This is a genomic window from Clostridium sp. J1101437_171009_A5 (assembly GCF_015547905.1).
Taxonomy (GTDB): domain Bacteria; phylum Bacillota; class Clostridia; order Oscillospirales; family Oscillospiraceae; genus Pseudoflavonifractor_A; species Pseudoflavonifractor_A gallinarum.
Genome location: NZ_JADMVY010000002.1, coordinates 80,194 through 102,055, shown reverse-complemented (window position 1 = coordinate 102,055; position 21,862 = coordinate 80,194). Strand labels below are relative to the sequence as shown.

The following is a 21,862-nucleotide window of genomic DNA, read 5'->3' as shown; positions in this document are numbered from 1 at the left end:
AAAGAATTTGCAGATTTTACCCCTCGGCACTACAATGAAATCTAAAAAATTTTTACGCCGTATGGTCAAGCCAAAGGAAAGGAGCCCAGGATGGAGCTATTTATCTCTGATTTGGATGGTACTCTGTTGGACTCGCAGGCACAGCTCTCACCGGTCAGCCTCAAAATTCTCCGCATGCTTCTGAGTGACGGACTTCCCTTCACCGTGGCCTCCGCCCGGACCCCCTTTTCCGCACTGCCGCTGCTGGCGAGCCTTCCGCTGCGCCTGCCCTGGATCCTGATGAACGGCGCACTCCTCTATGATCCCGTGCGCCAGAGCTTTCCCGATTTCGTCCCGCTCTCTCCGCAGGCCCAGAAAATACTGGCTCAAGCCGAGGAGCGCTGCGGCATAAGCGGACTCCTCTTCACCCTGGAAGAGGGCCGGCTCCGCTGCCACTGTTCCCCTGCTGCTCCCCCTGCCGCCCAGCACTACTTTGATTGGACGGCTCTCGCCCCCTATCCAGCCCTGTGGAATGGCTTTGGTCGGCGGCAGGCGGCGGAGCTTGCCCCCCTCCCACTCCTGTACGGCATGTATCTGGATGACCGGCCCCAGCGTCTGGAACAGATGGCATCCCTGCTGGACGGGCGCGGCCTGACCCTGGACTTTTACCGGGATCGCTATACTGAGGAGCGGTGGTATCTGGAGGTTTACAGCGCGCAGGCCTCCAAAGGTCTGGCACTTACCCGGCTGCGACATATGGGTGCTTTCACCCATATTATCGCGTTTGGGGATGGGCAGAATGACCTTGCCCTTTTTGATGCCTGTGACGAGGGATACGCTGTGGCCAACGCCTGTCCCGCTCTGAAAGCCCATGCAGACGGCATAATTCCAGGCAACGAGGCGGACGGCGTGGCCGTCTATCTGAGTAAGAGGTGGAACTGTGAAACAGATTTTGATCGTCAGTCACTGCATTCTGAATACCGCCGCTAAATGCCGTGCCTACCGGATGGAATCCATCCGCACTGAGGAGTCCTTGCGGCGGGAACTGCTCCATCGAGCGGTGGACCGCGGTGTTCAGCTTCTCCAGCTGCCCTGTCCGGAGCTGATGCTCTACGGTCTGGATCGCTGGGGCCACACCCGGGACCAGTTTGACAACCCTTTCTTCCGTCAAACATGCCGGGAACTGCTGAAGCCCATCCTGCTCCAGATCCAGGCCTATGCTGCAGCGGAGGACGTGGAGCTGCTGGGGGTTTTGGGCATCGACGGCAGTCCCAGCTGCGGAGTGAAATACACTTGCTCCGGCCCCTGGGGCGGCGATTTTGGCGGCCGGGACGTGAGCGGGGTACTGTCCCAGGTCCGGACTGCATCCGCTCCCGGGGTCCTGATGGAAGTATTTCTGGAAGAGCTGGCCCGCTTGGGGCTGACATTGCCCGTGGACGGGCTGTACGCCAAAGAGCCCGGGCGCGCCCTTTCCTTGCTGGGCGGAGAGGAGGCTTCCCATGGCTGAGATCGTTCTGGAGCACGTCTCCAAATCCTTTGGCAGTACCCGCGTCATCGAAGATCTGAGTCTCACCCTTCGCTCCGGCGCCTTTACGGTACTCCTCGGCCCCTCTGGCTGCGGCAAGACGACACTTCTGCGGATGATCGCCGGCATCGGCCCGGCTACCAGCGGCCGGGTCTATATGGACGGCGTGGATATTACCGCTCTGCCCCCGGGAGAGCGGAATGTGGCCATGGTCTTTCAGAGTTATGCCATCTATCCCACCATGACCGTCCGGGGCAACATTGAGTTCTGCTTGAAAAACAACAAAGTCCCCCGCGCCGAGCGGCAGCGCCGTGTGGCGCAGGTGGCCCGGACCGTGGGCCTGGAGGATTACCTGGACCGAAAGCCATCCCAGCTCTCCGGCGGCCAGCGGCAGCGTATCGCTCTGGCCCGGGCCCTAGTGAAGGAGCCCGCCGTCTTTCTTATGGATGAGCCGCTCTCCAATCTGGACGCCAAGCTGCGCACTGCCATGCGCAGCGAGCTCATCCAGCTCCACCAGGCACTGGGCGCCACCTTTGTCTATGTGACTCACGACCAGACCGAGTCCATGGCCATGGCCGACCACATCGTGCTCATGAATGAGGGGAAGATCCTTCAGCAGGGGGACCCGGAGTCTATCTACCGGGACCCGGACAATATCTTCACAGCCCAGTTCATCGGAACTCCGCCCGCCAATATCCTCCCCCTGCCCGGAAGCAACTTCCGCCTGGGCTTCCGCCCGGAGAAGGTCTGTTTCCTCGCTTCCGAGGAGGCCCTGGCCTATACCCGTCCTGGGACCGTGGTAACCCGGGAGATGCTCGGGGCCGAGGTTCTCTATAAGGTCCGTCTCCCGGAGGGCGATGTGATGGTGCGCAGCGCCTGCTTCCAGTACCGGGCCGGGGACACCGTGCGTCTGGGCGTAGCTGGGGAGGACCTGTACTTCTTCGATGAAAACGGCCTGCGCATCCGCAGCGGGTGCGGTGAGCTGATCCGCCGTCTGGAGGAGGGTACGCTATGAGGCCAGGCAGAAAGCTGCCCCGGCCAAGCGGGCGCAAATCCTCCGGCACTGGACTGGTCCCCTATCTGCTGGTGGGGCCGGCCATGCTCCTCCTGCTGATTTTCGTGTTCTATCCCCTGGTCAATCTGGTCTATCTCAGCTTTTTTGACTACAACCTCATCCGGGAAAAGACCTTTGTGGGTCTGAAAAACTACGAGGTTCTCTTCTTTGTTAAGACCGATTTTCTGGACGCTCTGCGCAACACAGCGGTATACACTCTGTCCGTCCTCCTTTTCAGCCTGCTGCTGGCGGTACTCTTTGCCCTGTGGCTGGAACCAGACAGCCGGATCAACCGCTTTCTCCAGAAGAGCATGTTTACCCCCTATCTCATCTCCATGGTGTCCTGCGCCTACATCTGGTCCTGGATGTATGATGCCGACAGCGGCATCCTCAACGCCATGCTGGCTCTGTTCGGCCTGCCTCTCTCCCGGTGGCTCAACGACTCGGATCTGGCCCTCTTCTGTGTGGCTGCGGTGGCAGTGTGGAAGAGCCTGGGCTATTACCTCATCATCGTACTCGCCTCCATCCGCTCGATCCCTGCGGAGATTCTGGAGGCCGCCGCCCTGGACAACACCCCGCCGGTGCGGAAATTCTTCCGCATCACCCTGCCCATGATCTCCCCCCAGCTCTTTTTCCTGCTCATCACCATCACGATCAGTTCCTTCAAGGTCTTTGACGTGGTGCGGGTCATGACGGACGGGGGCCCTGGCAACGCCACCGATGTGCTGGTGACCTATATTTACCGCTACGCCTTCCAGATGAACGCCCGGGTGGGCTATGCCTCGGCGGCCGGCACTGTGCTGCTGGTGATCCTGATGATCCTGACCTACTTCTATTTCCAGGTGCTGAGCAAGCGCGTCCACTATCAGTGAGGAGGAACTGCCATGAATCTGACCTCTTCCCGAAGCGTTCGCCTGCGCCGGCGCGCCATGGGCCTGCTCTCCCTGCTCTTTAAACTGGCTATGGCGGTCTTCTTCCTCTTCCCCTTTTACTGGATGATCACCACCGCCTTTAAAACCTATGGAGAGTCCATCCGCTTTCCGCCCACTCTCTGGCCGGAATCCTTTACACCGGAGGCCTTTTCCGACGTGTGGCAGCGCATTGACATTCCCCGCTATCTCAAAAACTCCCTCCTGGTGTCCCTGGGCGTGGTGACACTTCAGGCGGTATTCAATGTCACCGCAGCCTATGGCTTTGCCCGCTATGAATTCCGAGGCAAGCGGTGGATGTGGGCCCTGGTGATGCTCGCCTTTATGATCCCCACCCAGATCACCTTTGTCCCCGTGTACATCCTTTTCTCCAAGGCCAAGCTCCTGGGCACCCTCTGGCCCCAGATCCTCCCCTTTGCGGCCAATGCCTACGGCATTTTTCTCATCCGGCAGTCCTTTCTCCAGGTTCCGGACGAGCTGGTGGAGGCCGCCCGCATGGACCACGCCGGGGAGCTGAAGATCCTGACCCACATCATGCTTCCCATGTGCCGCTCCAGCATCATCACCGCGGAGCTCTTCAGCTTTATCAGCACCTGGAACTCCTATTTCTGGCCTCTGGTCATGACCAATTCGGACAAAGTGCGCCCCCTGACCCTGGCCATGCAGCGTCTCCAGGACGCTCACCAGGGTCTGGAGTGGCCGGTACTGATGGCGGCCAACAGCCTTCTGGTACTGCCGGTACTGCTTTTGTTCCTGCTGCTCAGCCGCCAGCTTCTCTCCTCCTTCGGCTACCGCGGCATCAAATGATCCCTTTCTGTCCGGCATACATATGTATGACATATTTTAATACAAAGGAGACCTTGAAATGAACCAGAAACCCCTTGCCCTCCTCCTGGCCGGAGCCTTGAGCTTCAGCCTCACCGCCTGCGGCGGCGAGAGCGCTGCCACCCCTACCCCCGATGCCCAGACCACCCCTACTCCCGCTCCGGAGAGCGAAGGCCCGGACTACGTCACCGAGCCCATCACCATCACCTTCTGGCATGACCGCACCTCCGACACCGACTACGCCTTCCTCCAGAAATCCATCCAGGAGTTCAACGATACCAACGAGTACGGCATCACCGTAGAGGAGGTGGCCCAGGGCTATCTGGACGATGTCCAGGCCGCCATTGAGACCGGCATCGCCGCCGGGGAGACTCCGGTCCTGGCCGACCTCTCCTGCAACGGCATCCCCCTCTTTGCCAGCGAGGGGATCCTGGCCGACATGACGCCCTATGTGGAGCGGGATGGCTTTGACATGGAGAACGTGGTGAAGGAACTCACCGACTATGTCTACTACGAGGACCAGATTGTGGCCATGCCCTATACCCGCGGTACCGCCATCCTCTACTATAATAAGGATCTCTATGCCCAGGCCGGTCTGGACCACGCCCCCACCAGCCTGGAGGAACTCAACGAGTACGCCGCCAAGATCTATGAGACCTCCGGCGGAACCATCCGCGGCATCGGCTACACCATCGAACCCACCTACTACCAGCACTACCTGCTGGAGTCCCTCAACGGCGTTGGCTTCATGGATGCCGACGGCCTGGGCGCCTCCTGCCTCACCGACGGCTCCATGAGCCAGTTCCTCACCGACTGGTATAACTGGACCGAGGAGGGCTGGTGCGAGATCCCCGCCCTGTCCAGCGCCAGCTCCGCCATGCAGGAGAGCTTCTACAACGGCCAGCTGGCCGCCTTCGTCTCCAGCTCCAACCGGGCCACTTCCATCTCCCAGAAGGCCGCCGAGATGAACATCAATCTGGGCATGTCCGCTACGGTGGGCTATGGCGGTTATGCCGCCCCTCTGGGCGGCGGCTCCATCGGCATCATCGCTGAGGGTCACAGCCAGCAGGAGATCGCCGCTGCCTGGGAGTTTGTCAAGTTCCTGATGAGCGACGAGCAGGTGGCTGCAAACCACATTGAGACCGGCGTACTGCCCACCACCTATTCCTCTGTGGAGACCGACACTCTGAAGGACTTCTGGGCCGATCCCGCCAACGAGGGCTACAAGATCTCCTATGAGCAGGTCACCGACGCCTCCGCGCCCGCCATGTCCCTCTATACCAGCGAGTGGAACAGCGTGGTTCGCACCGCTTACTCCGACCTGATCCAGGGCCGCGATATTACCCCCGAGCAGGCCCTGGAGACTCTGGTCAAGGAGGCAGAGGTCATCTTCCCTGCCCAGTAAATCACCTGTGACATACGAACGCCCCCTGCATAGGTTTATCTTCTTCCTATGCAGGGGGCGTTTTGCCTGCGTTTTTCGAGCGCTGAAGTGCCATTGCGATCTACACCCATCCTAAAATAAGTAATGCAGTCCATACTTTCCATCTGCCCAAAGCGATAAATGTTTTCGCATATGTAAAAACATGCTATACTTAGCATAATACCGGCTTAATTCTTCGAAAAAGAGAGTGAGTGGAAATGAAACGGCAGGTCAGCTTTGTGTATCCAATGAAAGGTCCCGGGCGTCCACAGATTTTGTTGATCGGAAATGGGCTGGAATATAAAAGCGGACAGCGCAGTTGGGAGCAATTGGTCCGGGACCTGACCTTGCCGGAAAAACGGAACATGAGCGGAGTAGAGTCCCTTCCCTTTCCTCTGCGCTATGAGCTGCTCTCTACCCCTTCCACTTCCCCCACGCCTATGGGGCACGAAGATATTTTACAGGAGGAAAAACGTCTGGCTCAAGCCATGAAGGCCATGGTGCACAGGAGCAATCCCCTGCTGGAAAAACTTCCGGGCCTCCGGATGGACCACATTTTCACGACAAATTACTCCTATTGTCTGGAGCAGGCCTTTTTCCCTCACCGCAACTTTGGGTGCAGTCGAACACGCTCTCAGTTTCGTTTTGACCTGCGGGATCGCGAGAGCAAAGCCATTCAAACACGGGAAGTCCAGTACCGCCTGCACACGGGCTACTTCTTCCCTGCCGGACCTGATACCCCTCAGGGAACTGGCCTTTGGCATATCCACGGGGAGAGCAGTGTTCCACAGGGCATCATACTGGGGCATGACCGCTATGGCCGTCTTTTAGCCAGAATCGTGCAGTGCTGTCAGAATACGGCCCAGCGGACGTCCAGAACCAATGTGGGAAAGCTTCCATTTCTCTCCTGGCCCAGCCTCTTTCTCTTCGGTGATGTGTATATTCTGGGGTTTGGATTTGACTCATGCGAATTTGATCTATGGTGGCTTTTGCGCCGAAAGCAGCGTGAGCGCAATGGAGATGGAAAGGTCTATTTTTATGACAAGCCACCCTTTGATGCGCAAAAAAAGATGCACCATTTTCTTTTGCAGGCCAATGGCGCGGAGGTACGGACTGCGGGCGCCACGGATCGGACGGATTATGATACGTTTTATGCTGCTGCCATTCAGGACATCCGGCAAACGGTAGAACAACGCCGAACGTGAATATGTTTGAAGGAAGTGAGGGACATGAGGCTACTTTATCTGTACCTGGATTTCACACAAAATGGGAAAACACCAGGTGGATACCGGGGACATAAGCAGTGTGAATTGAACTTCAGCACAGAGTATATCTACACCATGGAACGCGCTTCAGCAATAAGGACGCGCTTTTGCCTGAAGCGCACAGCAAGAAAAGAAAACGACAGAGTCGAACGTGGTTTCTGGGGCGACGAGCGGATTTATAATATATCAGCAATCGTAGGGGAAAATGGGACCGGTAAAACCACTCTGATGCATGCCGCGATTAGGGCACTGACTGCGCTGTATTTCAGAATACCCCAATCATTGCCCTTTCATTTTATCTGCTTGATGCAGGATTCCGGCGGAAAAATATATCTTATCTATTCTCAGCGGGAAGCTAAGATCAATACCCCTGATTTCGAATGCAGCCCAATCTCATATTCTACTGGTATTGTTTCACCATATTTCCTTAGAAAGACTAAGTTAATCACTTTTTCAAACACAATGTCCATGTCAGACCTGGAACAATGCCGTATACTGCATGAAGACAGCGAGGATGGTGGTATTGGCGTTTGCGGCACATTGTACTCAAACCCGCTCTATGACTGCTCTTTGGTTGCCAACATGATGCTGGCGCAAGAAGTCAGCAATACAAATTCGAACAAACGTCCGCTGGAAGATCAGCTATATACTTATTTTACGTTTGAAAGTTATCAGCAAGCACGTTATTTATTTGACCGGAATCAGAGAAACATTCTGCTCCAGATGAGGAAAGACGGATACCCGGTTCCTTTTCCGCGGGAGCTGACGTTAGGGATCCATCCCGTGGTTGAACGCCTCAAAAAAGTGGAAGAGGAGATTGCAGAAGGATCCCTGACGGACGGTTTCTTTGGGTGGTACTGCCAATACAGTATTTTTTCAGAACAAGCGAACGATACGTATTTGCTTCTTGCTGAACTGAGTTTAAACTGTGTGGTAAACTTTCTGAGGATGGCCAGTAGGTTGTTCGGGCACGACAGTATAGGATTGGTGGCGCTTCCGGAAGCATTTACAGAACCACAGGATTATATTCGAACGATGGATTTCGTCGCTGCCAACCAAAGCGATTGGAGACTGCAAACTTATTATACCTCTTGCAGAACATACATTGAATTTCTTTGGAACAATGCGGAGCATATCCGAACATATTGGACGTACTATAAAAATAATTATGTATGCCACATCCCACTGGGTGAACAACTGGATCCCATCTTGCAGGAATTGATGATCCGCTTTGTGGATTTAAACCGTGCAATCAGTGGAAGCGACTATTTTGTAACTTACCAGTGGGGATTCAGCAGCGGAGAAAACATTTTACTCCGCATTTTTACAAAGCTGCGATACCTGTTGAGCGGAACTTGCTATGATGAGGAAAGCGCGGAGTTCATCACAGCAGAATCTGCGCAAAATGCAATGCTCGCTGAACGGAAAGATCATATTCAAAATTCGCTTAGCATGGAGGAAACATGGGACTGTGACTCCGTGATTCTCTTTTTGGATGAAGCCGACCTGTCCCTTCACCCGGAATGGCAGCGGATGTTTGTCGCCACATTGGCCGAATTTCTGCCGCGGCTCTATCAGAATCCTTACTATCCGGGAACTAACAGCGGCTGTCAGGATATTCAGATCATCTTGACCACCCACTCTCCCCTGATGTTGGGGGACTTTCCATCGGCCTCTGTGCTTTACCTGAAAAAAGGCAAAGACGGCTGTATTACCGTGGAGTCCAACAGTGCCTTGCAACCCTTCGGGCAGAACCTCTACACACTCCTCAAAGACGGATTTTATCTGCAGAACGGCACCATTGGAGCGCTGGCCCAGAAAAAAATCAAACGTGTGCTTGAGGACATCCAGAAGATCAAACCACCGGCGCATGATCTCCCGATGGATTACACCGAGCAAGAACTGGATAAATGGGAATACCGTCTGGAAATGCACAGACAAAAGACGGTGCGGTATCTCCCGGAAGGCATTATGCGCAGCAAACTGGAAGAGGAAATTGCCGCTGCACTTGCTATGATCAATCAGAGGAGAACGCCGGAGCAAAAAGAACAGATAAAGCAGGAACTGAGAGCAGATATCGCCCGCTTGCAGCGGCAGTTGGATATGTTGGAGCACGAAGGAGAGACATCACGATGATCCGTATTTCGCCGCCGTGGAAAGGACCGCGAGCAGAGGACATCTGGGCGCTGTACTATTTCCTGCTCTATAAAATGCTCCCCTTTGCACCAGAGGATTATCTGCCCATAGACAGCCGTGGCGCCTACTACTATCCGAATGGAGACCGAACGAAGAAAAAGCGATATCCCACCGCCCATAAAAAATTCAAACTAACCAAAACATCGCAAGATATACTTTCCAAAGCAAAGGTTCCGGCACCGAATACGCCGGAAGAATTGATTGAACTGGTAAGCCCACAGCTGCACCAATATCTCTATCAAAATCATACCGTCCAACGGGAAAAACTGAGGGAACTGCTTACCACGGAGACAGACGGCAAGACCATTCAAGCCAAAAAGCTGGAGTTTTCCGCAAAGTCAGCGCTGTCAAAATTACTTTTGACGCAAATTTTTAACTATGACAGCTTTAGCCGCCAAAACTTGTTTCCCCAATTGGTACAGATGACGGGTGTGGAGGTCTGCCCCTATTGCAATCGAAGTTTTACCACCACAGTCCGGACCCGCAAGGGAGAATATCACCGGCAAAACCAAGTTGATCACTACCGTTCCAAGTCCAAGTTCCCATGGTTTGCCCTGACACTTCCCAATCTGATCCCCGCCTGTGGGAACTGCAACCAGAAAAAGGGAGATGATGAACAGTACGTACTCTATCCCTACCAGGAAGAGTTCGGGGAGCAGTATCAGTTTCATACAACCCCCATCTCGTCAACTGCCTATCTAATGGGCCAAATGGTCAAGCCCGACGAGTTTGAAGTAACCATCGAGAGAGTTGGACCGTCCACTGACCCGGACTATGACCAGCGCGTCCAAACCTCCATTGAGAAATTCGGGTTGGATGTGCTGTACCGCGAGAGCCACAATGCCTATGTGTGTGCGATCTTCGAACAGCGCTATATCTTCAATAATGCCTATCTGGATTCTCTGATTGACAGCTTTCCGGGCTTATTCAAAAGCAGAGAAGAAGCCCGCCAGCTGCTCTACATGAAGCGCTATGATGCGGAGGGACTCGGCGCAGCGCCTTTGGCAAAGCTGACCCATGATATAGATGAGGAAATTTCCAGGCTATACATGGACAAGAAGCCATGATCCTATGGCACTGCGTTTTGTCTGAAAGAACTACAACAAATAACACGATCGTCTGAGAGGCTGACCCTGGATGGAGGGTCAGCCTCTCAAATACATTTAGGGTTTGTTTTTCAGGGCACCATTTCCAGGCTTTTTGTTCGGCTCAGAAGGAGGGATTTGAATTGCCCGCGCCTGCATTTCCCTCCCTTATGTCTTCCCTTTCTGTGCAAAAAGCAAAAATTTGGCACCTGATATGATGCCAATTCGCCCCCTTCCCTACTCCCCTATCCAGTCCCATAAGGGAAAAATAAGGGAAAAATGAGGCTGACCGGTGATCCGGCTGGACTGTGCTGTCGAAGACAGAAATACCGTAGATGTTCTGGATATACCTCTCAATATAGCCGGAAGTCATCCCTTTAACATACATGGACAGGAACTTCTCTTCGATGTCCTGTACTGTGCCTCATAATAAAAGAGACCCCCTACTCCCTTTTTTGTGAAATTCAATTGAATTTACAAATAAAGTGCGCTAACATTGACCAATAAGGCCCTAATACTTGCTTATGGCTATCGACGGGTAAAAATCTGGCTTCCTACCATATTATCAACCACGAACACATACTGCTTATTCCAAAAACAACCCCTATAGATGTGTTTTGGGACAGCACGATAGCTGGTTTTCTAAACCTCTGTCTGCTTGACAAGATGCCACATATAAAACAGTCCAGTTTATTGGACTCATTCGGTGATAATCTGTAACTGAATAAATGTTTAAAAGGAGAATGCTTTATGGAAAGCTCCCCCTGTATCGCCCATATTTCTGATGACGAACGATCACAAACCGTTCTTGCGCACTTACAGAATGTCGCACTTCTGGCAAAATCGTTTGCCCACCCTTTTTCAGGAGACGAACAGGCAGAATTAGCCGGGCTGGCTCATGATATTGGGAAATACTCTGATTCCTTTCAAAAGCGTTTAAGAGGTCTCCCTATACGAGTAGACCATTCTACAGCTGGTGCGGTAGAATGCTGGGGGCGCGGACAGCCTTTTGCTGCTTTTGCAGTGGCCGGCCACCATGGTGGACTGCCGGACGGCGGCAGCCAGACAGACGGGCCGGACCAGACCACACTGTGGGGCCGCATCAAGCGGAAAGAGTGGGGTCTTTTGGAACCCTATGAAGCTTGGATGCAGGAGGTCATGCTCCCTAAAACCGAGGTGCCAGATTTTACGGAACGTTCAGGATCGGAATGGGTATTTTTTACCCGGATGCTGTACTCTTGTCTGGTAGATGCCGACTTTTTGGACACAGAGGCCTTTATGGAGGGGCAGAGTCGGGAGAGATACCAGACTTCCATAGAACAGCTGTGGAACAAGCTCCAGGACTACATATCAGGCTGGTTTCCGCCCGAAGGGGAGCTGAACCGCCAGCGCTGTAAGATCCTGGAGCAATGCATTCAGGAGGGAGAAACGCGAGCGCCGGGGCTGTTTTCCCTAACCGTGCCAACTGGCGGAGGGAAAACCGTGGCCTCCCTGGCTTTCGCTCTGACCCATGCCAAACAGCACGGTCTGAAGCGAGTGATCTATGTGATCCCCTACACCTCCATCATTGAGCAGACAGCGGAGGTATTCCGGGAGATCCTAGGTGTGGAAAACGTACTGGAGCACCACTCCAACGTACTCTACGATCTGGACAGGGAGGCTGATCCCCACACCATTTCCCTGGCCAAAGCCACAGAAAACTGGGACATACCGGTAGTGGTGACCACAGCAGTACAGTTTTTTGAATCTCTGTATGCCTGCCGCTCCTCTCAATGCCGCAAGCTCCACAACATAGCCGGCAGCGTAGTCATTTTTGATGAAGCCCAGATGCTGCCTATCCCCTATCTTCGTCCCTGTGTCTGGGCTATTTCCCAGCTGGTGAAGCGTTACGGCATCTCCGCAGTTCTCTGCACAGCGACGCAGCCTGCGCTGGAGCCGATCTTCCGAGAATTTCTCCCTCAGGTTCCGGTGCAGGAGCTGTGTCCGCCCGATACCTGCCAGTGGGATCTATTCCGCCGAGTGACCTTCCGGCAGACAGGCAGCCTGACCTGGGACGAACTGACCGCACAGCTTAACGCCCACGACCAAGTTCTGTGCATTGTCAATACCCGGAAAGCGGCTCAGGAGATCTATGGGCGGCTGGACAGAGCAGGCAGCTTCCATCTGTCCACCCTCATGTGTCCCAGCCACCGGAAAGTACAACTGAGGGAGATCCGCCGCCGATTGAGGGAGGGCTTTCCCTGTCGTGTTGTGTCTACCTCCCTGATCGAGGCGGGTGTGGATGTTGATTTCCCGGCAGTATTCCGGGAAATAGCCGGTTTGGACTCTATTTTGCAGGCCGCCGGACGGTGCAACCGGGAGGGCAGGCGGTCTGCTGAGGAGAGTGTAGTCCACATTTTTAAAGGGGAGGAAAAAGCCCCTCCCCTCTTCTCTACCGCTATCGGAGCAGGAAAGGCGGCCATGGCCCGCTATGCCGATATCGCCTCCCCGGAAGCCATCCACACCTATTTTTCTGAACTTCTGGATCTGAAGGGATGCGACGCGCAGGACAAAGAGCGGATTTTGCCGCTGATTCAATCTGAGTTTTTTCCCTTCCGCAAAGTAGCGGAGCGGTTCCATCTCATCGACAGCCCCACCCGGACGGTCTATATTCCGTGGGAAGAAGGCGCAAATCTTGTGGAGCAGCTGCGCACCGGCGGGGGTGGACGAGAGCTGTTCCGAAAACTAGGACAATATGGGGTATCTGTCTACGAACAGCACTTTGCTGCCCTGGAGGCAGCGGGAGATCTGGAGGTGCTGGAAAATGGCGCGGCCATTCTGCGCAATCCTGCTCTGTACTCTGATACTACAGGTCTCTCACTGGAGTCCGACAGTGGAAAGGGCTTGTTTATCTAGGTAGAAAGCGGTGGGGAAGAAAAACACTTCCCCACCGCCCTGGCCGGATCTTCTCTAAATCAATATTTCAATCCACGCATCTCTGCGACGTACCCAGTATACCACAGAAGCTTCTTTGTTTGCAAATCACCATATTCTATTTCATTGATTTAGAAAAGATAATATTGACTTATATGTTAGCGCGTGCTATATTGAAACCAGAGCAAGATAAAACTCTGAAAGGAGTGACGCCTATGTCCATCAAGCTGGAGGTCTGGGGAGACTACGCCCTCTTTACCCGCCCGGAAATGAAGGTAGAACGGGTGAGCTATGACGTGATGACTCCCTCGGCTGCCCGGGGTTTGATTGAGGCCATCTATTGGCACCCGGGTATGCGTTGGTACATTGACCGCATTCACGTCTGTACCCCCATCCGTTTTACCAATCTGCGGCGCAATGAGGTGAAATCTACCATCTCCGCTCGCACCGCCCGCACAGTGATGGAGCGTGGGAAGGGAGAGCTGTACCTCAGTACCTCGCAGGAAATCCAGCAACGAGCCGCCTTACTGCTGCGGGAAGTCCGCTATGTAATCGAAGCCCATTTTGAGATGACAGAAAAGGCTGTACCGGGAGATAATCCAGGAAAATTCCAGGACATCGTAAAGCGACGGATCCAGAAGGGACAGTTTTACCACCAGCCCTGCTTCGGCTGCCGGGAGTTTCCTGCTCAATTCCGTATGTGTGAGAAAATTCCTCCCTGTCCCGATGCTCTGAAGGGAGAGCGAGATCTGGGCTGGATGCTCTATGACATGGACTATGCTGACCCGGAGAATATCACCCCCCTCTTTTTCCGGGGAGTGCTGCGGGATGGAGTACTGGAGATTCCCCCTTGGGACAGCGAGGAGGTGCGCCGATGATCCTACAAGCGCTGACAGAATACTATCGCATGCTGGCTGACAGCGGCAGGATCTCTCCGCCCGGCTGGGGCGAGGTCAAAGTCTCTTTTGCTCTGTGCATTGGAGCAGACGGGACGCTGGAACAGGTGGTCTCCATCCAGACCGAGCAAACCAAGGGGAGAAAGACCGTACTGGCACCTCAGCCCATGATGCTTCCGGCTCCAGTAAAACGTTCGAGTGGAGTTGCCGCTAATTTCCTCTGTGATAATTCCAGTTATCTGCTGGGCGTGGACAATAAGGGAAAGCCTCAGCGAACTTTGGAGTGTTTTCAGGCGTGTAAGAAGCTCCACGAGGAGCTGTTGGAAGGAGTAGATAGCCCCGCAGCCCAAGCTGTGCTTGCCTTTTTCCGGACATGGCAACCGGAGCAAGCCGCCAGTCACCCTGCATTGTCTGTCTGCTGGGAAGAGCTTATGGCCGGAGGCAATCTTGTATTTCGCTGTGATGGGGCCTTTGCTCATCAAAATATGCCAGTCCGGCAGGCTTGGGACGATCACTATCAGACGGAAGAGGATGGTCCTCAGATGGTCTGCTTGGTCACAGGAAACCGCGGAGCAGTAGAGAGCGTCCACCCCTCCATTAAAAACGTACAGGGCGCCCAGTCCAGTGGAGCAGCCCTGGTGTCTTTCAACGCGCCTGCCTTTTGTTCCTATGGTAAGGAGCAAAATTATAATGCTCCTACCAGCAAATACGCTGCTTTTGCCTACACCACCGCCCTCAATCACCTGCTCTCTGATCGGGAACACGTCTACCGAATGGGAGATACCACGGTGGTCTGCTGGGCCAAATGTGGTGGGGATGTCTATCAGAATCTGATGGGCTGGGCCCTTTTTGGAGCAGAGCCATCTTACACGCTGACCGATTTACAGGGGGCGCTGAACAATCTGTGCAATGGTATGGCGGTAGACCTGGACGAGACACGGTTGGACCCCGACATGGAATTCTATATCTTAGGGCTCTCCCCCAATGCCGCCCGGCTCTCGGTACGCTTTTTCCTGCGCAACAGCTTTGGGGCCTTCCTCCGCAATACCCAGGCTCACCAGCAACGGTTGGAAATCACCAAGCCCACCTATGATAAATTTGACACACTCCCCATGTGGAAGCTGCTGGACGAGACTGTCAATCAGAACAGCCGCGACAAGAGCCCGGCCCCCAATATGGCTGGCGAGGTACTGCGCTCTGTCCTTACCAATACTCATTATCCGGCCACCCTGCTCAACGGCGTGGCACTACGTATCCGAGCAGAGCACCGCGTAACTCGTGGCCGAGCCGCCATTCTCAAGGCTTACTACCTAAAAAATATACATCCAGATGTCCCAAAGGAGGTTTTGACTGTGTCGCTCAATCCAGACAGTACCAATGTTCCCTATAACCTGGGACGGCTCTTCTCCATACTGGAAGCCGTCCAGTCCAGCGCCAATCCTGGCATCAACACCACTATCAAGGACAAGTACTTCAATTCTGCCTCCGCTACCCCCGCCATTGTGTTCCCAATCCTGCTGAATCTGGCGCAGAAACATCTGAAGAAGTTGGATGCAGGCCTACGTACTTATTACGATAAACAAATCACCGCTCTGCTCTCCAAACTCGGAGAAGTCTACCCTCCGCGCTTGAATCTGCCCCAGCAGGGTTCCTTCCAGCTGGGATATTACCATCAGACCCAGAGCCGCTTTGAAAAAAAGGAGGAAAAGTAATATGTCTGAGCCCATCAAAAACCGCTATGAATTCGTTATCCTCTTCGATGTAGAAAACGGCAACCCTAACGGCGATCCCGATGCCGGTAATATGCCCCGTGTGGACCCGGAAACTGGTCTGGGCATCGTGACCGATGTGTGTCTCAAGCGAAAAATCCGCAATTATGTGGAGACGGTGAAGGAGGATGCCACTGGTTACCGCATCTATGTAAAGGACGGTGTGCCCCTGAACCGCAGCGATGGAGAGGCTTACACCGAGTTGGATATCACGGAAAAAAATGTGAAGGAGAAAAAGAAGGCTGACCCCGATTTGGACCGGAAGATCCGAGATTGGATGTGCGCTAACTTCTATGATATCCGTACCTTTGGCGCAGTAATGACTACCTTCGTAAAAGCAGCCTTGAACTGCGGTCAGGTGCGCGGCCCGGTACAGCTGGGTTTTGCCCGCAGTGTGGAGCCCGTGGTACCTCAGGAAGTCACCATCACTCGTGTAGCCATTACCACAGAAGCTGATGCCGAGAAAAAAGGGACTGAAATGGGCCGGAAGTACATCGTCCCATATGGTCTTTACCGCTGTGAGGGCTATATCTCTGCCAATCTGGCCCGCAAGACCACCGGTTTCTCCGAGGAGGACCTGTCTCTGCTATGGGATGCAATTCTCAATATGTTTGAGCATGATCACTCTGCTGCTCGTGGCAAGATGGCAGTGCGGGAACTGATCGTCTTTAAGCACGACAGCGAACTGGGCTGTGCTCCTGCCTGGAAGCTCTTTGATACGGTGACAGTTGCCCGCAAAATTCCGGATGACCCCTCCCCCGCCCGTTCCTATCAGGACTATACCGTCTCCGTGGATGAGGCCGCCCTGCCGGCCGGCATCACCTGTCAGCGCATGGGGTGATCTACACCGAGGAGGACTTCCTCCAGCTGTCCGGTTTGCAGCACTTTGCCTTCTGCCGACGCCAGTGGGCACTGATCCACGTTGAGCAGCAGTGGAGAGAAAATCTGCGCACAGTAGAGGGCGATTTGTTTCACCGCCGGGCCCATGATGAGCAGTCACGGGAGCGCCGAGGAGATATCCTCATCCTGCGCGGGTTGCCGGTGGCCTCCCCCACCCTAGGAATCTCTGGAAAGTGTGATGTGGTGGAGTTCCGCACAGATATTAGCGGGGTCCCTCTCCGCGGGGAAGAGGGCTTGTGGGTTCCCTTTCCTATAGAGTACAAGCGAGGCACACCCAAATCCCACCGGGCCGACGAACTACAGCTGTGCGCCCAGGCCATGTGCCTGGAGGAGATGCTCTGCTGTGCCGTTCCGGAAGGAGCCCTTTTCTATGGCGAAACCCGGCGGCGGACGTTAGTGCCCTTTTCTGCAGAGCTGCGGGAAGAAGTGCAGACGATGTTGGAGGAGATGCACCAGCTCTACCGTCGGGGACATACCCCTAAAGTACGGCGTTCCAAGTCCTGCAATGCCTGTTCCCTCCAGGAACTCTGCCTGCCCGCACTACTGAAGGGGAACGATGTGGACACCTATTTACGTCAGGCCATGGAGGTGGAACCATGAGACATCTGCTCAACACCTTGTTTGTGACCTCAGAGGACATCTACCTCTCTCTAGATGGGGAGAATGTGGTGGCCAGTCGGGAAAAGAGCCCTGTGGCCCGCTATCCCCTTCACACCCTGTCTGCCATTCTCACGTTTTCCTATCCCGGTGCTTCTCCCGCCCTAATGGGAGCCTGTGCCCAGCGCGGGATCTCCCTGTCCTTCTGTACGCCCCGGGGGAAATTCTTGGCCCGAGTCACCGGTGAAGCCAACGGGAATGTACTGCTACGCCGAACCCAGTACCGAGCGGCAGACGACCCAGCGCAGAGCTGCACTATTGCCCGATCAATGGTGTTCGGAAAGGTCCACAACGCCCGCTGGAGCATCGAACGCACCCGCCGGGACCACGGACTCCGGGTAGATGACCAGCGGCTCGGGGAGGTGTCCGGCCAGCTGAAAGCCATGCTGCCCCAACTTTTGCAGGTGACAGAGCTGGACAGCCTGCGCGGGCTGGAGGGGGCCGGGGCCACCGTCTATTTTGGTGTATTCGATCAACTGATCCTAGGGGACCGTTCTGTGTTTCGCTTTGAGACCCGTAGCCGCCGACCGCCTCTGGATCCGGTAAATGCCCTACTTTCCTTTGCCTACAGCCTGCTGTCCCATGACTGCACCTGGGCTTTGGAGAGCGTGGGACTGGACTCTTACGTGGGCTTTCTCCACCGAGACCGGCCGGGCCGCAGTTCCCTGGCACTGGATCTGATGGAAGAATTTCGTCCCTGTATCGCAGACCGTTTTGTTTTGACCTGCATCAACAACCGTGTCTTTCAGAAATCAGATTTTATCTATCACGAAAATGGTAGTGTACTGCTCAACGAGAGTGGACGACGTACTTTTCTCCAACGTTGGCAGGCGCGCAAAAAAGATAGCCTGACTCATCCTTTTCTGGGAGAGAAAGTGCCGTGGGGATTGGTGCCTTACCTTCAGGCACTTCTTTTGACCCGATATCTCAGAGGTGACCTGGAGGCCTATCCACCCTTTTTGTGGAAGTGAGGATGCTATGCTGGTACTGATCACATACGATGTCAATACAGCAGATGCCGCCGGACGCAGGCGTCTGCGCCAAATTGCCAGGCAATGTGTCAACTATGGGCAGCGGGTCCAATGCTCGGTATTTGAATGTCTGCTGGATTCGGCCCAATGCAAACTGCTGCAGGCAAAGCTGCTTTCCATTATTGATCAGGAAAAAGACAGTCTGCGCTTTTATTATCTTGGGAAGCGATATGAAAACAAAATTGAGCACTTTGGCTGTAAATCCTCTTATCTCCCGGAAGAGCCGTTGATTCTATAATGGTGCGAAGAGCCAGCAGTCACATATTCCCCTGGAGGTTCGCACTGGAATAGAGCCCTTTCTTGCGGCGCGGAAGCAGTGTCGTCTGACAAGACTTACTCAGATACGCTAAATTTTATCTAAGTTCTATAAGTTTACAGGTGTGTATTTGTACATATCTGCTGTCGCTCCCCACACGGGGAGCGTGGATTGAAATTGTTCTCAGGCGGGTTCTACTTCCATTTTATCCGTCGCTCCCCACACGGGGAGCGTGGATTGAAATAAAACGGTGGTCTTGACAGAACCTTTGTGCGAACGTCGCTCCCCACACGGGGAGCGTGGATTGAAATAAGGTACACCTCCGGCGAGGAGAGCCGGGCCGCTGTCGCTCCCCACACGGGGAGCGTGGATTGAAATAATATGTAATCTGATATTAGGTTTTATTTTAGCCGTCGCTCCCCACACGGGGAGCGTGGATTGAAATAATATGTAATCTGATATTAGGTTTTATTTTAGCCGGTCGCTCCCCACACGGGGAGCGTGGATTGAAATTGGCAGGTGGGTATATAAGACCATGGGCGCGATAGTCGCTCCCCACACGGGGAGCGTGGATTGAAATATAACTTATTCATAGCAAAAGTTGCAAAGTCGTTGTCGCTCCCCACACGGGGAGCGTGGATTGAAATTGTCACCCCTGCAACAAGTAGACGAAAGACGGCGGCGTCGCTCCCCACACGGGGAGCGTGGATTGAAATCCGACTGGCGCGGCCCACTGTCTGGCGGTGGTAAAGTCGCTCCCCACACGGGGAGCGTGGATTGAAATAATGATTAAACTGTATAGTATAGTACATATAATAGTCGCTCCCCACACGGGGAGCGTGGATTGAAATTGGGACGCTCTGCCAACCATATTAAAAAGGCCGACGTCGCTCCCCACACGGGGAGCGTGGATTGAAATCTCCTGCTGGTGCTGGACGGCCTGACAGGTGCAGGACGTCGCTCCCCACACGGGGAGCGTGGATTGAAATAGTTCCCAAGGTACACCACCCGGCAGGGGCCGGAGTCGCTCCCCACACGGGGAGCGTGGATTGAAATCAGAAGGAATGACAATTGTAAATAACACAACATATGGTCGCTCCCCACACGGGGAGCGTGGATTGAAATGCTTTAGCAGACTAAAGCAAGCGCGGCCTCCCGTGCGTCGCTCCCCACACGGGGAGCGTGGATTGAAATATTTTCCGCCAAGGCAATTAGACGCCCAAGCGCCGTCGCTCCCCACACGGGGAGCGTGGATTGAAATTAATAAAAAAAGGTGGGGCAAAAGCCCCGCCGTGTCGCTCCCCACACGGGGAGCGTGGATTGAAATAGTGCATAGTGGCCTGTTTATAATAATTGCACAAGTCGCTCCCCACACGGGGAGCGTGGATTGAAATATTTCTCTGGGAATTTCTACCATGCCCCACTTTTGTCGCTCCCCACACGGGGAGCGTGGATTGAAATATATGAAGAGTATGAAAATTGGACTGAGAAGTTTGAGTCGCTCCCCACACGGGGAGCGTGGATTGAAATTCCGTCCTCTATAATGCGCTCGCGGGATGCGGCAAATGTCGCTCCCCACACGGGGAGCGTGGATTGAAATAGTTTCCAAGGTACACCACCCGGCAGGGGCCGGAGTCGCTCCCCACACGGGGAGCGTGGATTGAAATGTCAGAATAAAGAAGTACAGCGACGATTGCTTCTGTCGCTCCCCACACGGGGAGCGTGGATTGAAATTCGCCTATGCCTCTGAGGGCGATTTAACAGACCAGTCGCTCCCCACACGGGGAGCGTGGATTGAAATTACTGGAATTCATCATTTTATCACTAGAGGAGAAGGTCGCTCCCCACACGGGGAGCGTGGATTGAAATGCTTTAGCAGACTAAAGCAAGCGCGGCCTCCCGTGGTCGCTCCCCACACGGGGAGCGTGGATTGAAATAGGCGGGCGCGGCTGTAATCCTGGAGAGCGCGTGTCGCTCCCCACACGGGGAGCGTGGATTGAAATACCGGGGACGGGCGGCTGGAGATCGTGGAGAGGGTCGCTCCCCACACGGGGAGCGTGGATTGAAATACTTTTGGCCAGAACTGAAAAGCCTTGTGTCGCAGTCGCTCCCCACACGGGGAGCGTGGATTGAAATATGTCATCCTTGATCGCTTTAGTCGTGGTGATGTGTCGCTCCCCACACGGGGAGCGTGGATTGAAATTGGTGTTGCCATATAGCACAAACGCTTTCTCTGAAGTCGCTCCCCACACGGGGAGCGTGGATTGAAATTACTTGGAGCTTTGAAGGTGGAAAAGAATTTACAGTCGCTCCCCACACGGGGAGCGTGGATTGAAATTGGGCATCCTCAACGGCTTGTTCTGCATCGCTTACGTCGCTCCCCACACGGGGAGCGTGGATTGAAATACCGTCAATTTCGACGGCAACGGCCTCTTGTCCCAGTCGCTCCCCACACGGGGAGCGTGGATTGAAATGTGGCTGCTTAACAAAAGAAAGGACGACTAAAAATGTCGCTCCCCACACGGGGAGCGTGGATTGAAATACGCTCCAGCGGTTGGAGGAAATGGCATCCAACCGTCGCTCCCCACACGGGGAGCGTGGATTGAAATGTGAAGGACCAGACCGACGCCCTGGCCAAGCAGTGTCGCTCCCCACACGGGGAGCGTGGATTGAAATCGCTACAATCAATGGCAAAAACTGGAGTGCCATAGTCGCTCCCCACACGGGGAGCGTGGATTGAAATCTACCCGATGGCCGGACTCGAACCGGCGACTACGTCGCTCCCCACACGGGGAGCGTGGATTGAAATAAGACCGCTCTGGAGTCCAGCAATCCCGGATACCGTCGCTCCCCACACGGGGAGCGTGGATTGAAATAAACAGCCAGGCATCTACAAAGTCACCGCCTATGTGTCGCTCCCCACACGGGGAGCGTGGATTGAAATCTTCCGGAACCTGATTCAGTTCGTTATTACACAGACCCGTCGCTCCCCACACGGGGAGCGTGGATTGAAATACCGGCCCATGTTGCCGCGGCGGTAAAGGCGCTGAGTCGCTCCCCACACGGGGAGCGTGGATTGAAATCCTATGCTTATGGCTGTGGAACCACTTGTGGTACTGTCGCTCCCCACACGGGGAGCGTGGATTGAAATAATCAATA

Annotated in this window: 16 protein-coding genes and 1 CRISPR repeat array (1 of these 17 cut by a window edge); all 16 genes read left to right on the top strand. The window is 54.5% G+C overall.

Going from position 1 to position 21,862, the window contains the following annotated elements; genetic code table 11:
* Positions 1 to 90: 90 nt before the first annotated feature.
* Positions 91 to 969, top strand: coding sequence for an HAD family hydrolase (locus I2C21_RS03945; protein WP_195278563.1), 879 nt, complete (start codon positions 91 to 93; stop codon positions 967 to 969).
* The gene (locus tag I2C21_RS03940; RefSeq protein WP_195278562.1) at positions 920 to 1,486 is read left to right on the top strand and encodes a CD3072 family TudS-related putative desulfidase; all 567 of its coding nucleotides are present in this window, start codon (positions 920 to 922) and stop codon (positions 1,484 to 1,486) included. The genes I2C21_RS03945 and I2C21_RS03940 overlap by 50 nt, the downstream gene beginning before the upstream one ends.
* On the top strand, positions 1,479 to 2,519 hold the full coding sequence (locus I2C21_RS03935; RefSeq protein ID WP_195278561.1) for an ABC transporter ATP-binding protein: 1,041 nt from the start codon (positions 1,479 to 1,481) through the stop codon (positions 2,517 to 2,519). The genes I2C21_RS03940 and I2C21_RS03935 overlap by 8 nt, the downstream gene beginning before the upstream one ends.
* Positions 2,516 to 3,430, top strand: coding sequence for a carbohydrate ABC transporter permease (locus tag I2C21_RS03930; RefSeq protein WP_195278560.1), 915 nt, complete (start codon positions 2,516 to 2,518; stop codon positions 3,428 to 3,430). Before I2C21_RS03935 ends, I2C21_RS03930 begins: the two co-directional genes overlap by 4 nt.
* Before the next feature lie 12 nt (positions 3,431 to 3,442).
* Positions 3,443 to 4,294 carry a carbohydrate ABC transporter permease gene (locus I2C21_RS03925; protein ID WP_193539176.1) on the top strand — a complete coding sequence of 284 codons (852 nt, stop codon included), beginning with the start codon at positions 3,443 to 3,445 and terminating at the stop codon, positions 4,292 to 4,294.
* A 58-nt stretch (positions 4,295 to 4,352) separates the two neighbouring features.
* Positions 4,353 to 5,717: an extracellular solute-binding protein gene (locus I2C21_RS03920; protein ID WP_195278559.1), complete on the top strand. Its 1,365-nt coding sequence runs from the start codon at positions 4,353 to 4,355 to the stop codon at positions 5,715 to 5,717.
* 236 nt (positions 5,718 to 5,953) lie between these two features.
* The gene (locus tag I2C21_RS03915; RefSeq protein ID WP_195278558.1) at positions 5,954 to 6,940 is read left to right on the top strand and encodes an SIR2 family protein; all 987 of its coding nucleotides are present in this window, start codon (positions 5,954 to 5,956) and stop codon (positions 6,938 to 6,940) included.
* A gap of 24 nt (positions 6,941 to 6,964) precedes the next feature.
* A complete protein-coding gene (locus tag I2C21_RS03910) occupies positions 6,965 to 9,136 on the top strand; it encodes an AAA family ATPase (RefSeq protein ID WP_195278557.1) in 2,172 nt (723 codons plus the stop codon).
* Entirely contained in the window at positions 9,133 to 10,263 is a 1,131-nt protein-coding gene (locus tag I2C21_RS03905; protein ID WP_195278556.1) for an HNH endonuclease signature motif containing protein, read from the top strand. The genes I2C21_RS03910 and I2C21_RS03905 overlap by 4 nt, the downstream gene beginning before the upstream one ends.
* Positions 10,264 to 11,031: 768 nt before the next feature.
* The gene (cas3, locus tag I2C21_RS03900) at positions 11,032 to 13,176 is read left to right on the top strand and encodes a CRISPR-associated helicase Cas3' (RefSeq protein ID WP_195278555.1); all 2,145 of its coding nucleotides are present in this window, start codon (positions 11,032 to 11,034) and stop codon (positions 13,174 to 13,176) included.
* A gap of 233 nt (positions 13,177 to 13,409) precedes the next feature.
* Entirely contained in the window at positions 13,410 to 14,072 is a 663-nt protein-coding gene (cas5c, locus tag I2C21_RS03895; RefSeq protein ID WP_195278554.1) for a type I-C CRISPR-associated protein Cas5c, read from the top strand.
* Positions 14,069 to 15,802: a type I-C CRISPR-associated protein Cas8c/Csd1 gene (gene cas8c, locus I2C21_RS03890; RefSeq protein WP_195278553.1), complete on the top strand. Its 1,734-nt coding sequence runs from the start codon at positions 14,069 to 14,071 to the stop codon at positions 15,800 to 15,802. The genes cas5c and cas8c overlap by 4 nt, the downstream gene beginning before the upstream one ends.
* A gap of 1 nt (position 15,803) precedes the next feature.
* Entirely contained in the window at positions 15,804 to 16,700 is an 897-nt protein-coding gene (gene cas7c / locus I2C21_RS03885; RefSeq protein WP_101693222.1) for a type I-C CRISPR-associated protein Cas7/Csd2, read from the top strand.
* The gene (cas4, locus tag I2C21_RS03880; RefSeq protein WP_186963779.1) at positions 16,697 to 17,359 is read left to right on the top strand and encodes a CRISPR-associated protein Cas4; all 663 of its coding nucleotides are present in this window, start codon (positions 16,697 to 16,699) and stop codon (positions 17,357 to 17,359) included. Before cas7c ends, cas4 begins: the two co-directional genes overlap by 4 nt.
* Positions 17,356 to 18,387, top strand: a complete 1,032-nt coding sequence (gene cas1c / locus I2C21_RS03875; protein WP_195278552.1) for a type I-C CRISPR-associated endonuclease Cas1c — start codon at positions 17,356 to 17,358, stop codon at positions 18,385 to 18,387. The genes cas4 and cas1c overlap by 4 nt, the downstream gene beginning before the upstream one ends.
* Before the next feature lie 7 nt (positions 18,388 to 18,394).
* The gene (gene cas2, locus I2C21_RS03870) at positions 18,395 to 18,685 is read left to right on the top strand and encodes a CRISPR-associated endonuclease Cas2 (RefSeq protein ID WP_195278551.1); all 291 of its coding nucleotides are present in this window, start codon (positions 18,395 to 18,397) and stop codon (positions 18,683 to 18,685) included.
* A 163-nt stretch (positions 18,686 to 18,848) separates the two neighbouring features.
* A CRISPR array of direct repeats spans positions 18,849 to 21,862; the repeat unit is 33 nt; unit sequence GTCGCTCCCCACACGGGGAGCGTGGATTGAAAT (it continues 398 nt past the right edge of the window).